This window comes from Nocardia sp. NPDC003183 (assembly GCF_053590715.1).
The window spans coordinates 138791-154318 of the sequence record NZ_JBSFTG010000001.1; the positions used below are offsets into that span (position 1 = coordinate 138791).

At 65.2% G+C, this 15528-nt stretch carries 3 protein-coding genes; all 3 read left to right on the plus strand.

Translation table 11 applies throughout. The annotated features are described in order from the left end of the window. Nucleotides 1-469 precede the first annotated feature (469 nt). From ACWDXS_RS00655 to ACWDXS_RS00665, 3 genes are read left to right on the plus strand one after another with little or no spacing between them, the layout of a single operon-like run. The gene (locus tag ACWDXS_RS00655) at nucleotides 470-5917 is read left to right on the plus strand and encodes a type I polyketide synthase (RefSeq protein WP_449960547.1); all 5448 of its coding nucleotides are present in this window, start codon (nucleotides 470-472) and stop codon (nucleotides 5915-5917) included. A 6-nt stretch (nucleotides 5918-5923) separates the two neighbouring features. Then, entirely contained in the window at nucleotides 5924-10384 is a 4461-nt protein-coding gene (locus ACWDXS_RS00660; protein ID WP_449960550.1) for a type I polyketide synthase, read from the plus strand. Between the two features lie 22 nt (nucleotides 10385-10406). Beyond that, the gene (locus ACWDXS_RS00665; RefSeq protein WP_449960553.1) at nucleotides 10407-15524 is read left to right on the plus strand and encodes an SDR family NAD(P)-dependent oxidoreductase; all 5118 of its coding nucleotides are present in this window, start codon (nucleotides 10407-10409) and stop codon (nucleotides 15522-15524) included. Nucleotides 15525-15528: the final 4 nt, after the last annotated feature.

The following is a 15528-nucleotide window of genomic DNA, read 5'->3' on the forward strand; positions in this document are numbered from 1 at the left end:
GATCACGTGGATTGCGGGATGCTTGCGAAGGCGCCGCGCGGAAAGCCAATTGCGATGGGGTGCAAGGGTATTGGTGGTCGTAACCACATGCTCCCGGGTCGCGCTCGCCGGCGGCCGGACCGGCGGCCTGCAGTCCGGGGCCGCCACGTCGCTGCTGGACTGGTCTGACCTCTGAAGATGCATGCTGACATGCTGAAATAAACCTGCGCCAGGTATGGCGGCCCCCTGCCGATCCGAGTGGACGAATTGCTCCCCAGGCTTCACGGAGGCCACCATCACCTCAAGCGAGTGTGACTTATCTCACATTAGGCGGAGAAGCTCCGGTCCTACGTAGCTGGTAGCTTCCAAAGTAAGGGGACTCGGGGCGAGGAGCGTCGAAGTCACGCGGGAGAAGTGCAATTCATGGCTCGGAGGGGATGACTATGTTCAACGATTCTAATCCAAAGATCGATGCCGGTGTAGCCCACTGATGCAGCCCGGCGCGGAATCGCTGTTAAAAAAGCTTTCTCCGGCAACCAAGGCTGCGCTACGCCGTGCGCTCGCTGCCGAGGATGTGAACGTATCCACGTCGGCGGAAACGGACGCTGTAGCGCTTATCGGCGTTGGTTGCAGGTTCCCCGGGCGCATCACCGATTCCGGTAGTTACTGGGATTCCCTGATGGAAAAACGGGATGCGATCACCGAAGTGCCGGCGGGGCGCTGGAATATTCGCGAGCAGTACGAACGGCATCCGGGAATTCCCGAGAGCAGTTCGATGAACTGGGGCGGATTCATCGATGATCCCGCTGGGTTCGACGCTGAATTTTTCGGTATATCCAGCGCCGAGGCTACGGCCATGGATCCGCAACAGCGGGTACTTCTCGAAGTCGCTTGGGAGTCGATTCAGAATTCCGGAATTCGCTCCGACGCTCTCGGCAACAGCCGGACCGCTGTGATTGTCGGGATGACGAGCTGGGATTATACGATCGTCAATATCGAGCGGCGCAGTGAGCCGGTCGCGCATATGGCTACCGGAAACACCCACAGCACCGCCGCCGGGCGTATCTCGTATCTGCTGGGTCTGCACGGGCCGTCTTTCACGGTCGATACGGCCTGCTCTTCTTCGCTGGTCGCCATCCACCTCGCGTGTCAGAGCCTGCGGTCGGGCGAAAGCGACCTGGCCCTCGCCGGTGGCGTGCAGCTGAATCTGGCGCCCTACGCGGGGCTGGCGATGTCGCGATGGTCTGCCTTGTCGCCGACGGGCAGGTGCCGGGCGTTCGACAGCGAAGCCGACGGATTCGTCCGGAGCGAGGGTTGCGGTGTCGTCGTGCTCAAACGCCTGTCCGATGCGGTGCGCGACAACAATCGCATCATTTCCGTCATCCGCGGATCGGCGGTGAACCACGACGGACCGACGAACGGGCTCACTGCCCCGAGCAGGGCTGCGCAAGCCGATCTGATCCGTCAGGCACTGGCATCGGCCGATGTCCCGCCGGGGACTGTGGGTTTGATCGAAACACACGGCACTGGAACGCCGCTCGGCGATCCCATCGAGTTCGATGCGATACGTCGGTCCTACGGCGCCGCGGGTATCAGTTGCGCGCTGGGTGCGGTGAAGACGAACCTGGGTCATCTCGAGGCAGCGGCCGGGGTGGCCGGGCTGATCAAGGCGAGTCTGGCACTCTACAACGACGCGATTCCGCCCAACAATCATTTCAACGAGTGGAATCCGCAGATAGACGCGTCGGGATCGCGGTATTTCGTTCCGACCGATTGCACGAAATGGCCGGTCGCCGATCACCCGCGTCGTGCCGGGGTGTCGTCCTTCGGCATTTCCGGCACCAATGCGCACGTGATCGTGGAACAGGCACCGGAAGTGCCGCTGACAGCGGTGCTGGAACGTCCCGTCACGGCATTGCGCCTGACGGGGAAGACGCCGGAACGGATTGCCGCCGAGGCCGATGCCCTCGCAAACTGGATGGCAGGCGACGGGGCGAAGGTCTCGATCGACGATATCGCCCACACCGTCAACCGGACACGGGCGAGCTATCGGCATCAAGCTGTGGTGGCAGGCCGGGACCGGGCCACGATTACCCGCAGGCTTCGGCAACTGTCCCGGCCGGAAGCCGATGGCGCCGTGGTGCATCGACGGTTCCGGAGCGGGCTGCGGCCGGTGTGGTTGTTCTCGGGCCAGGGATCGCAGTGGGCCGGGATGGGTCAGCGGCTGATGGCGGACGAGCCCGTCTTCGCCGCGGAAATCTCGCGGGTGAGTTCGCTGATCTCCGCCGAAGTGGATTTCGATCTTCGTGACATGCTGAGCCGCGGCGAAGAATTCAGCGGAATCTCGCAAATTCAACCCGCACTGTTCGGTGTTCAGGTCGCGCTCGCGGCGCTCTGGCGTTCGTACGGGGTCACACCCGGCGCCGTAATCGGTCATTCCATGGGGGAGATCGCCGCGGCGGTCGTTGTTGGCGCTATCGACGTACAGACCGGGGTGCGCGTCATCTGTCGTCGCTCCCTGCTGCTGCAGCGAAACGCGGGCCGAGGCGCGATGGCGATGCTGTCGCTCAGCTCGGCCGACTGCGCCGCACTGATCCGCGGATACCGCGGCCTGGATATCGCCGTGCTCGCGGCACCGAGCCAGACGATCGTCTCCGGCGACGAAACCGAGCTGGCCGACCTGATGGCACGGGCCGAGAAGGAGTCGATTCCGGTCTGGTCCATCAAATGTGATGTGGCGAGCCACAGCCCCCAGGTGGACAATCTGCTCGGCGATCTGCGCCAGCGTCTCGCGGGGGTGGCGAAAAGACAAGAGCCGGAAGGCGGGTACTACTCTGCGACCTCGGCCGACCCGCTGGAGACGCCGCTGTTCGATCCCCAGTACTGGGTCGACAACCTGCGCCGGCCCGTGCAGTTCCACCGAGCCGTGTCGGCCGCGGCTGCCGACGGATATCGGCTTTTCACCGAGATGTCTCCGCATCCGCTGCTCGCCTCACCGGTCACCGACACGCTCGAGTCGGTGCTGGCGGGAGAAGAGTTCATGGTGAATTACTCCATGAAGCGCGATCAGGATGAAACCGAGGAGTTTCGTTCTCAACTCGAGCGCGTCTTGTCCGCGCTCGAGCCGGCATTCGGCGAACTCGGGCCCGACACGGGTCGATTCGTCGATGTCCCGGCCGCGCCGTGGGCACATCAGAACTTCTGGACGGCCGATCGAGCGCCCGTCGTGGATACCGGCGGTCACCCACTGCTCGGCCGAAACGTTGGTGTCCCGCGCACCGGCACCCACGTCTGGAGTGTCGATGCCGGTACCGAACGGAATCCGTGGCTGAACGATCACCGGGTGCACGGAATGCCGGTGATGCCGGCCGCGGTGTTCGTCGATATGTGTCTGGGTGCTGCCGGTGACGTATTCGGTCTCGGATCCGAACAACTGGAGCTGCACGATTTCACCGTCGACACCATGCTCGTGCTCGACCAGCACTTGACCCTGACCACGCACCTGACCTGGCGGGTTGCTGATCGAACGGCCGAGATCGAGATCTTCTCGCAGTCGGTTGACGGCGACTGGCTCCGGCACGCCGGGGCAGTGGTGAGTCGCGTCGATGATGTGACCGGCGATCGCGACCGGGCTCCCGTCGATATGGCCGGCGAGCCGGGGACTTCCACGAAGACGGTGCCGGTGTCGGCGCTCTATGCCCTGTTGAGGCAATCCGGCCAACTGCACGGGCCTGCTTTCGCGGCGTTGACCAGGATCGAACGGCATGGCGGGGGAAGGGCTTCCACCATGATCGAACTCCCGGCCTCCGCTCCGCAGAACCTTCGATTCACGGCGCATCCGGTCATCCTCGACGCTGCCCTGCAGAGCATCGGCGCCGCGCTGAGTGACACCTCTTCGACGCTGTCTGCGGACGCCACCTATCTGCCGCGATCGATCGAGTCTTTCCGGATCTTCGAACCGATCGGCCACGCAGTCGGCTGCCGCGTACGGCTACGGCAGTCCGACGATGTGGACCGCAGTGTCCAGGCATCGGTCCAGCTCGTGAACGAGGACGGCCGGTCGGTGGCGGAATTCACCGGTATCTCCTTGAGGAAAGTGACCTCCCGGAGGCTGGATCTTCCGATCGGGCACAAGGTTTTCGACACCCGATGGACTGCGAAACCACCGACGGCACCGGCGAGTTCGTTCGATGGGAGCAGCTGGATCCTGGTGACCGACGGCGACAACTGGTCATCGTCCGCGTCGGCTGTCGCCGCCGCGATCGGCGAGAATCAGGGGCGGGTTCTCCCCGCTACGCTCGCGGACGAGCGATCATTGCTCGCGGCATACGAGTCGGCCGCGGAGGGTGAAGGCACTTCCCCGGCCGGGATAGTGATCTTCCTCGATCCCGCCGGGCCGCGGGAGGCAGCCACCGCGGTGGGAATCGCGCGCGCACAGGGGTGGCTGCGGCACTTGTCGTCCATTGTTCGGACGATCGTTCAGCACCCCGCCGAGCAATCGCCACGTCTGTGGCTGGTGGCTCGGGGCGGCCTTGCTGTTCACGATGACGAAGTCGGCGACCCCGGGGTCGGGGCACTGCGCGGGGTGATCCGGACGCTCGCGTTCGAGCATCCGGAATTGCACGCGACGCTCATCGATCTCGACCCCGGTGCCGACGGTGCCGCGGAACTGTTGTCCGAACTGAGGGCAAGCGCCGGAGACGATACGGTCGCCCTGCGTCGCGGTCTCAGATATGTGGAAACACTCGCGAGAGCGCAACTCGGCTCAGACGTTCCGGGCAATACGGTGCGAACCGACGGCTCGTACATCATCACCGGCGGCCTCGGCGGGCTGGGACTCAGCATCGCGCGATGGCTGGTGGAACAGGGTGCCGGCCGCGTGGTTCTCAACGGCCGGTCCGCGCCATCCGACGAAGTAGCGGCGCTGCTGGCGGAGTTCGGCGGCAGCGCCGAAGTGGTCGTCGAACTCGGCGACGTTTCGGCCGCCACGACCGCGGACAGACTCGTCGCGGCCGCCGAGCAGACCGGTCGGCCGTTGCGGGGTCTGATTCACGCTGCCGGCGTGCTCGACGACGGAATATTCCTCTCGCTGGACGACGAGAGCTTGACGAAGGTGTGGCGACCGAAAGTGGCCGGTGCGGTGGCCCTGCACCACGCCACCGTCGGCCGGGACATGGATTGGTGGATCGCCTTCTCATCGATGGCCGCGATGCTCGGATCGCCCGGCCAGGCAGCCTATGCCGGGGCGAACGCGTGGCTCGACGCTTTCGTTCGATGGCGCCGCGCGCAGGGCGCACCGGCATCGGTGATCAATTGGGGCCAATGGTCGGGTGTCGGATTGGCGACGTCGGTAGTCCTTCCTGTAGTCGACCCGCTCACTCCGGCGGAAGGTGTCGAGGCGTTCGGAACGCTGCTGGCCCACAACCCGGCGCGTATCGGAGTCGCGCGGCTGCGGCTGGATCGTGCGCGGGATCTTCCGGAGCTGAAACAGCTGGCCTATTTCGGGGAGGTGATCCAAGAATTCGATCATGCGGACGTATCGGAAGAATGGATCGGCCCGGACGGTCTGCGGAAAATGGGCCCCGACGAGGCGCGCAAGGCAATAGCGGAACGATTGGCCTCCCGTCTGAACGCCATAGTCGGCGCGACGTCGTCGGTCGGACTCGATGCGAGTGCTTCACTGTTTTCGGTGGGAATGGATTCGCTGATGGCGATACGTATCAAGAATGCGTGCCGAAGGGATTTCGGGGTGGAACCGTCGGTTGGACTGCTGTTGCAGGGCGCATCATTGCATGATCTGGTACAGGACATCGCCGGTCAGCTCGGGTTGAGCCTGTCCGAGCATTCGAATGAGAACGACGAAACACATAATCGGCCGATAGCACGTGCGCACGCTCGCCGAAGCGCACGGGCACGACGGTCGCGCGGCGGAGAATAGGATTGCGTGAGTAAGGTGACAGTAGCGGCCGATTCCGGTATCGAGAACTCGATTGCGATCGTCGGTATCGCCGGGAAATTTCCCGGCGCCGAGTCAGTGGAAGAATTTTGGGAAAATCTTCGTCATGGTCGCGAATCCATTATCGATATCTCCGACGATACGCTGATCGGGTCGGGAGTTCCGGAAGCGGTGTTCAAACGTCCGAATTATGTGCGGCGTGCCCCGATTCTGGCAGACATCGACAAGTTCGACGCCGAATTCTTCGGGTTCACGCCGCGAGCGGCACGGATCATGGATCCGCAACACCGGATGTTCTTGCAGACGGCCTGGAAGGCGCTCGAGGACGCCTGCTGTGATCCGTACCGGTACGACGGCGCGATAGGAGTGTTCGGCAGCAGCGCGGCCAGCGGTTACCTGCTGCACAACCTGCTTTCGCACGGTGACCTGCGCGAATCGATCGCTCAGGGAGCGAACGCAGAGCTGCTCAACCTATTGATTCACAACGACAAGGACTATCTGGCAACCAGGCTGTCCCACCAGTTCAATCTCCGAGGCCCCAGCCTGACCGTGCAGACGGCGTGCTCCTCTTCCCTGGTGGCTGTGCACATGGCGTGTCAGAGCCTGCTGTCGAACGAATGTGACATGGCGCTCGCGGGCGCCGTATCGCTTCGGATACCGCACCACGTCGGATACTTCTACGAACCGGGATCCATGGCATCGGCGAGCGGACATTGCCGGCCCTTCGATGCCAGGGCCGACGGTACCGTCTTCGGTAGCGGTGCAGGCATCGTGGTTCTGAAGAGGCTCGAGGACGCGCTGGCGGCGAATGACACCGTCCACGCGGTGATCGCCGGTTCCGCCGTCAACAACGACGGGTCCCGGAAGATGGCGTTCACAGCGCCCAATGTCGCGGCCCAGGCGGACGTCATCGCCGAAGCACAGGCTGTCGCCGGTGTCGACTCGTCCGATATCAGCTATATCGAAGCCCACGGCACCGGGACGCCGCTGGGAGACCCCATCGAGCTGGACGCACTGCGCCGGGCTTTCGAGATATCGAGGAAACAGCGGTCGGCGCCATGCTATATAGGCTCCGTCAAGTCCAATATCGGACACCTCGAGGTGGCATCGGGTGTAGTCGGTCTGATCAAGACCGTACTGTGCCTGAAGAACCGAGCGATTCCGCCGACGCTGCATTTCGAAAAGCCCAATCCCGAACTGCGGCTCGATCGCAGTCCTTTCGTGGCACCGACAGAGTATCGCCCGTGGGATTGGGACGGCCTTCGGTACGCCGGCGTGAGTTCGTTCGGAGTGGGCGGAACGAACGCGCACGTCGTGGTGCAGGAGGCCCCCGTCGTCGCCGCTGCGCCGTCCCGTTCCGGGCCGCAGGTGCTGTTGCTGTCGGCGCACACCCATGAGGCCCTCGTGGAATCACAAGGGCGCCTGGCCGCGCACCTGAATTCGAGCCCGGAACTCGACCTTCTCGATGTGGCGTACACCCTCGACAAGGGACGAAAGCCCCATCAGGTGCGAGTAGCCACCGTGGTGAACGACCGGGCTTCGGCGACGCAGGCCTTGGCCGGTCGCGGAAACGAGCCCAAGATCGTGCTCGACCCGGACGCAGCGGTTGCCTTCCTGTTCCCCGGCCAAGGAACTCAGCACCTGGGGATGGCCCGGGACCTGGTGGAATCGGAGCCGGTTTTCGCCGAGACCTTCAACCGTTGTGTCGACGAGTTCCACAGACTGTCGGGTCGCGATATTCGCGCGGCGGTATTCGGCTCGGACACCACGCAATTGAACCGGACCTGCTACGCGCAGCCGGCGATCTTCAGCGTCGAGTACGCCTTGGCGAAGCTCCTGGAGTCGTACGGCGTCCGGCCCGCGGCGTTGGTCGGGCACAGCATCGGTGAATATGTGGCAGGCACGGTAGCCGGTGTCTTCGATCTCGACACGGCGATCCGGGCTGTGGTCGCGCGCGCTGAGCTGATGCATGCCGCGCCGATGGGCGCGATGCTCGCTGTCGCGTCTGCGGTCGGCGGGATCGAGGACGGGCTGGGGCCGGAGCTGGATGTCGCCGCGATCAACGACCCGCACCAATGCGTGGTATCGGGGTCGACTCCGCGCATCGAGGAGTTCGAACGCTGGTCGGCGGGCCGGGGAATTCTGACCCGCCGATTGGATGTCTCGCACGCATTCCATTCGGGCCTGATGGAGCCAGTGGTGCCGAAGTTCCACGATGCACTCCGGGACCTGCCGCTCGCCGAACCGAAGATCCCGTTGTTGTCGAACAGATCCGGTTCGTGGATGTCAGCGGTGGAAGCGACCGATCCGGCCACGTGGGCGCAGAGTATCCGCGCTACCGTCCGGTTCAAGGACAATATCGAACATGCCCTGGACACGGCCGGCTACGTGTTCGTGGAGGTCGGACCCGGCGGATCGCTGAGCGCATCCGTGAAGCGGCACCAGAGCTGGACCGAGGACAATCACGTTGTGCGCCTCATGCGCCGACCGTCGGAGAACGCGAACGATCACGACGTCTTCCTCGGCGCACTCGGCCTGCTGTGGACTGCCGGAGTGGGTATCGATTGGTCCCCGCGGTATTCGGGCGCCGCTCCGCGCTGGGCTTCGTTGCCGGCGTATCCGTTCGCACGTGACCGCTATTGGATCGACGCGGCCCACGTTGTCACCGGCGACTCAGGAGGAGCCGACGCCACCGAACCGAAGCGGGACGTGTCCGGACGGGTCTCGGCCCCGAGCGAGAACGCCGAAGACGTGGGCGGCGTCCGGTCGATCGAGATCATGCTCAGCGAGATCGCGAACGAAGTGATCGGTGTAGACCACCTCGATCTCGACACGAACTTCTTCGATCTCGGCGTCGATTCGCTCATGGCCGTCGGATTCGTCCGACGAGCGCTGGAGTCCGGGGCGGATATCGAACCACAGGATCTGTTGGAGAATCAGACGATCCGATTGCTGGCGCGGGCCGTGTACGAGCGGTCGTTGTCGAGTGAGGGCAGCGAGAGCGCGGCCACACCCGATGCACAAGCGGCGGATTCGGTCGCCGACACAGGCACACCGGCGAAGTTCACCGACCGCGAACTCACCGGGATCGCCGGTCAGCTGAGCGGACATCGACCGGGAACACCCGTGCCCGTCAGCGAGATCGAAGATATTTATCCGCTGTCTCCGGTACAGAAGGACACGCTGCGATACGTGCTCGCAGACGGGGGCGCCGGTGTCTTCCTCGAACAGTTGGTGGCGACGTTGGTCGGCCCACTCGACGTCGAACTGTTTCGCGATGCGACACAGCGGGTGGTCGACCGGCACCCTGCCTTGAGAACGTCGATCGCGTGGAACGGGGATGCCGAGCCTGTTCAGGTGGTTCGCCGCAGCGCGACAATTCCGTTCGTCGTCGAAGACGTGACGGCATCGGACAGCCACGATGGGGGGAAGCGCGAGAGCGAATTCATTGCCCGGGATCGGGGGCAGGGCTTCGACCTCGCCTCGGCGCCCCTCGTTCGGATCACGATCGTCAAGGTATCCGAGGACCGCCACCGAATCGTGTGGACGCATCATCGGATGCTCCTCGACGGCACATCTTTCGCCATGGTCGTCGCGGAAACCGCCGCCCGATACCAAGGTCTGAAGGCGGGAAGACTGAGCGCGCCGAAGGCCGCTCGGCCGTTCCGGGACTACATTTCGTGGGTTCACGAACTCGACGGCGATTCCGCCGAGGAGTTCTGGCGCGCCGAGCTGAACGGCATGAGGTCCAACGCGCTGAAGGAGATTCGTCCCGCGGAAGCCCCCGCAGCCTGCGGGGAGGGAGACGCGCAGCCGGTTGTCGCCGTCGGACTCACCGCCGCGCAGACGGCACACGTCACCGAAAGCCTGCGTGCTCAGCGCGTAACTTTGGCGACCGCTGCCTACGGGGCGTGGGCGGGCGTCGTCGAGCGGCACAGCGGCGAATCGGACGTCACCATCGGCGCGGCCGTATCCGGGAGGTTCGGTCCCTCGGCCGGCATGGAGCAGATCGTCGGTGCGTTCTCGAACGTGGTCCCGCTGCGCGTTCACTTCGATCCGTCGGTTCCCACCGGAGAATGGCTGCGACAACTCCAGTCCCATGTCACCTCGCTCAGGAGTTTCGAGCATGTCGCACCGCCTGACCTGGCGCAGTGGTCGGGCGTGCCCGCGGGGCGTCCACTGTTCGAGACCGCGGTGTCGGTCGCGGTCCACGCTTACGAAGGTCTGGACGTCGGCTTCGCCGATGTGTCGTTCGAGGATGTCGACGTTCACCTCCGATCGAACGTCCCGCTCTGGGTGATGGTGATTCCCGGCGCCGAGATCTCGTTCCGGGTGATCTACCACGCCGCCCGGATCGACGCAGCGGAGGCACGGTCGCTGCTCCAGGATTGGGTGTCGATTTTCCTGGAGTTGGTCGGGGAGGGTCGGCCGGGTGTCGATGGCGAATAGGGGCGGGCCCGACCGTGTTGCGGTGCCGGTCGTTCCGTGGGTGATTTCGGCCAAGAGTGCTGCCGCGTTGACCGCGCAGGCCGCGAAACTGCTGGCTCACGTGGAGCGACACCCCGGGCTGGACCCGGTCGATATCGGCTATTCGCTGGTGACGACGCGATCCACGTTCGATCACCGGGCTGTCGTTCTGGGCAGGGACAAGGACGAACTCGTCGCCGGACTCACGGCCTTGGCCCAGGACGCCACCGCGCCCGGACTCGTGACCGGCCGTACGACGGTCGGGGCCAAGACCGTTTTTCTGTTCCCGGGCCAGGGCAGCCAATCGTCGGGTATGGGGCGCCTGCTCTGGGATCGGTATCCGGTCTATACCAAGGCGTTCGACGCCATCTGTGCCGAGTTCGACGGAGAACTCGAGACTTCGCTGCGCGAGGTGATCTTCGCCGACCCCGGCTCCGGCACCGCCGAGTTGCTGCATCAGACCGTGTATACGCAGGCCGCACTGTTCGCGGTGGAGGTGGCGCTCTTCCGGCTGCTCGATTCCTGGAATGTGCGGCCGGACTGTGCGATGGGGCATTCGCTGGGCGAGATCACCGCCGCCCATATCGCCGGTGTCCTGCCGCTGAAGGATGCCTGCACCCTGGTAGCCGCACGCGGTCGGCTCATGCAATCCCTGCCCGCCGGCGGTTCGATGATGTCGGTATCGGCGGCGGAGGATTTCGTGGCACCCTTGCTGGCGGATTACGGAGACAGGCTCGGCATAGCGGCGGTGAACGCACCCACCTCGGTGGTCGTCTCCGGCGACGACGACGCGGTCGGAGAATTCGAAGAGGCGCTGGCAGCCGCCGGAAAACAGACGAAGCGACTACGGACCAGCCACGCCTTCCATTCCCGGCGAATGGACCCCGTCCTGGCCGACTTCGCCGCGGTCTGCCGCGGCCTCGATTTTCACGCGCCCGGCATCGAAGTCGTCTCCAACCTCACCGGAAAGCCCGCGGACCCCACCCAGCTCGGTTCACCGGACTACTGGGTTCGGCATCTGCGCGACCCCGTCCGATTCATGTCGGGCGCCCAATACCTGGGCCGAGGTGGCAACGCCGGCAGTTTCCTCGAAATCGGCCCCGGCACCGCGCTTTCCGCGATGACGCGGGAAAGTCTCGCGGCTGCGGGCGACGCCACGCCACCACAGGTCCTCACGTCGATTCTCCGGCTGAACCGTGACGCCGACACGGCTTTCGTCACCGGTGTGGCGGAGGCGTATGTGGTCGGTGTCGGTGTGGATTGGTCGGCTGTCTTCGCGGGGACCGGTGCCGGGCGGGTCGACCTGCCGACGTACGCGTTTCAGCGAAAGTCGTTCTGGCTGAACGAGAGTACGACTACAGATGTCGGCGCGGCCGGTCTATCCGCGGCGGGTCATCCGATGTTGGGTGCGGTGGTCGATCTGGCCGCCGGTAGCGGGGTGTTGCTGTCGGGGCGGTTGGGGTTGCAGACGCATCCGTGGCTGGCCGACCATCGGGTGGGTGGTGCGATCTTGCTGCCGGGGACGGCGTTCGTGGAGTTGGCGCTGCACGCAGGCAGTGTGGTGCAGGCTCCGGTAGTGGAGGAGCTGATCTTGCAGGCGCCCTTGGTGGTGCCGGACTCGGGCGCGGTCGAGCTGCAGGTCGCCGTCGACGAGCCGACGGGGTCCGGGCAGCGGTCGGTGACGGTGTTCTCCCGCCCCCAGGTCCCCGGCCACGGCTCGGGTGCGCCATGGGTGTGCCACGCGACGGGCGTATTGCGTTCGGAGAGTAAGGGTTTCGGAAGTTCGGGCGATTCGGCGCAGTGGCCACCCGCTGGTGCGTCGGCGGTCCCGCTGGGTGAGGTGTACGAAGATCTGGCCGAGGCGGGGTACGAATACGGATCGGTCTTTCGGGGTCTCCGGTCGGTGTGGCGTCGTGGGGACGAGACGTTTGCCGAGGTGAGCATGCCGGAGCATGCGCGGGCGGAGGTGGAAGGGTTCGGCATTCATCCGGCACTGCTGGATTCCGCACTGCACGCGCTGCTGGTCACGGGTGCGCTCGGTGCCGGAACCGCCGCCGGAGATGTCCGCCTGCCGTTCTCCTGGGAGGACGTTTCGCTGTCGGCTGTCGGCGCCACCGATCTGCGGGTTCGACTGCGGGTCGCGGGTTCCGATCGTGTCGAGATCGAGTTGTCCGATCCGGCGGGGGGACCGGTGGCGCGGGTGGGAGCGCTGACGGTTCGAGATGTTTCACCCGCCTCGTTCGGTGCGGCGGCGCAGCGCTTTTCGGTCGGTGACGCACTGTTCACGACCAACTGGTTGGCGGCTCCGTCCAAGGAAGCCGTTGTGCCGCAGGGTGAGTGGACGACCGTTGCCGACGAGACCGGCCTGCCGTTGGAGCGGTGCGTAGTCCACGGCCGGGAATACCTGGTGGCGCGGTGCTTCTTCGCCGAGATCGGTGCGGAGGGCGCCCGACAGGTGCGCACCGGTGTGACCGACGTCCTGGCGCTGTTGCAGAACTTGCAGGGGGTGGATTCGCCGCCGGCCGTCGTGGTCACCTCGGGTGCGGTCGCGACGCATCGCGTCGAGGATGTCGATGATCTGGTGGGCGCCGCCGTGTGGGGGCTGGTCCGCAGTGCCCAGAACGAGAACCCCGGACGGATCGTCCTGGTCGATGTCGGGGATCGTGCGGAATACCGCACCGGGGTCGTCGCCGCGATTTCGCATGGCGGCGAACATCAGAGTGCCGTGCGGGACGGGGAGGTACTCGTGCCACGGCTGGTACGAGTCGGCGCAGATGTCCTCGGCTCCGCGGAGCTTGTCACCGCCGGCGGCGATTGGCAGCTGGTGACGCGAGGGCGAGGGACGTTGCACGGCGACAACATGATCGCCGCTTCCCATGATTCGTCGCCTGCGTCGTTGCGGGCGGGTGAGGTTCGGGTCGGCTTGAATGCGGTCGGCCTGAATTTCCGTGATGTGCTGATCGCGTTGGAGATGTACCCGATTGCGGACACCCCGGTCGGCAGCGAGGGTGCCGGTGTGGTGCTCGAGGTGGCCGACGATGTGGTGGATCTGACGCCCGGCGATCGGGTGATGGGCATCTTCGCGGGGATCGGGTCGACGGTGGTGGCGGATCAGCGGATGATGGTTCGTCTTCCCGAAGTGCTGACGTTCGAAGAAGCGGCCGGAGTGCCCGTCGTGTTCGCGACCGCGGTCTACGCGCTGCGGGATCTGGCGCAGGCGTCGCCGGGCGAGTCGGTGTTGGTGCATTCGGCGACCGGCGGTGTCGGTATGGCCGCTGTGCAGCTGGCGCGCCATTGGGGACTGGATCTCTACGTGACGGCGAGCGTTCCGAAATGGGATGTCCTGCGTGCCGCGGGATTTTCCGACGATCGGATCGGCGATACCCGGAGCACCGATTTCTCCGCCGAATTCCTCCGGAACACCGGCGGCTCGGGAGTCGACGTGGTTCTCAATTCGCTGACCGGCGACAAGATCGACGCCTCGCTGGAACTGCTGTCACGCGGTGGCCGATTCATCGAAATGGGCGTCACCGATATCCGCGAGGCGGAGCAGATCACCGCGCGGTATCCCGGCGTCGAATACCGCGCGTTCATGCTGCCAGAGGCGGGCGCCGACCGGATTCACGAAATCTTGGTCGAGGTGGCCGACCTGTTCGACACCGGTGCGTTGCGGCCGGTGCCGGTCACGGTGTGGGATGTGCGTCAGGCGCCGGAGGCAAGCCGGTTCCTGAGTCAGGCCAGACACGTCGGAAAGAACGTCCTGTCGATACCGAGGAGCCGCAACCCCGAGGGGACCGTGCTCATATCCGGTGGCACCGGTGGTCTCGGAGGCAGGCTGGCCGAACATTTGGTGGCCGAGTGCGGTGTGCGCCATCTGGTGCTGACTTCACGCCGCGGGCCTGCCGCCCTGGGGGTCGGCGAATTGGCGTCGCGATTGTCGGAACTGGGCGCGCGGGTCGAGGTGGTCGCCTGCGACATGGCGAACCCTGCCGCGGTCCGATCACTGGTGGCGGGTATCGATCGGTCGCACCCGCTGACGGCAGTCGTTCAGGTAGCGGGTGTGGTGGACGACGCGGTCTTCTCGTCGCAGACGCCGGGGCATGTCGAGCGGGCGCTGCTGCCCAAGGTGGATGCCACGTGGAATCTGCACGAGGCGACTCGCGATCTGCCGTTGGACGCGTTCGTCATGTACTCCTCGGTGGCGGGGGTGCTCGGCAGTCCCGGCCAAGCGAATTACGCGGCGGCGAACGCCTTTCTGGACGGCTTGGCGCACCACCGCCAGCGGCTCGGCTTGCCGGCGACCGCCATGGCCTGGGGCGTCTGGGAGCGGCCCACCGGGATGACCGGGCACCTGCGGGACGCGGATCTCGAGCGATTGCGGCGTGGCGGTTTCGCGCCGATTTCGGACGCCAAGGGCATGGCCCTGTTCGATGCGGCGATGGCCACGGGTCTGCCGTCGACCGTGCCTGCCCCCATGGAACTGGAGGTGATTCGCCGGCGGATTGTCGACGTGGACGACATTCCGCCGCTGCTGCGCGGACTGGTCCGGGTAACCAGACGAGCTTCCGACAGCGATTCGGGTACCGTCTCGAAGCTGCTGGCTGAATCGGCCGGGCTCAGCCGCGCCGACAAGGAACGACTGTTCCTCGACGCGATCCGCTCGCACGCGGCCACTGTGCTCGGGCACGGCTCTCCCGACGACATCCCCGCCGACTCCGCCTTCGCCGACCTGGGATTCGACTCGCTCGGCGCGGTCGAGTTCCGCAATCGAGTGCAGTCCGCGACCGGTGTGAAGCTGTCGGCGACCGCCGTCTTCGACTATCCGACTCCCTCGGCATTGGCTCGCTACATCGGCGAGCATCTCGCGCCCGACGACAACCCGGCAAGACGAATACTCGGTCAGATCGACTCACTCGCCGAGACCTCGCTACTCGGGGATCTCGAAGATCAAGACCTCCGGATCTTCGCGGATCGTATGGAGGAAATGGCCAGGAGAGTCAGGGCGACATTGCCGGAGAGCGTCGTTGTGAGTCGTGAGGTCGATCCGGAAGAGGACATAGATTTTGATGAAGACGACGCCATATTCGAGTATCTGGACCGTTCCGATCCGACGTTCAACTGAGTTG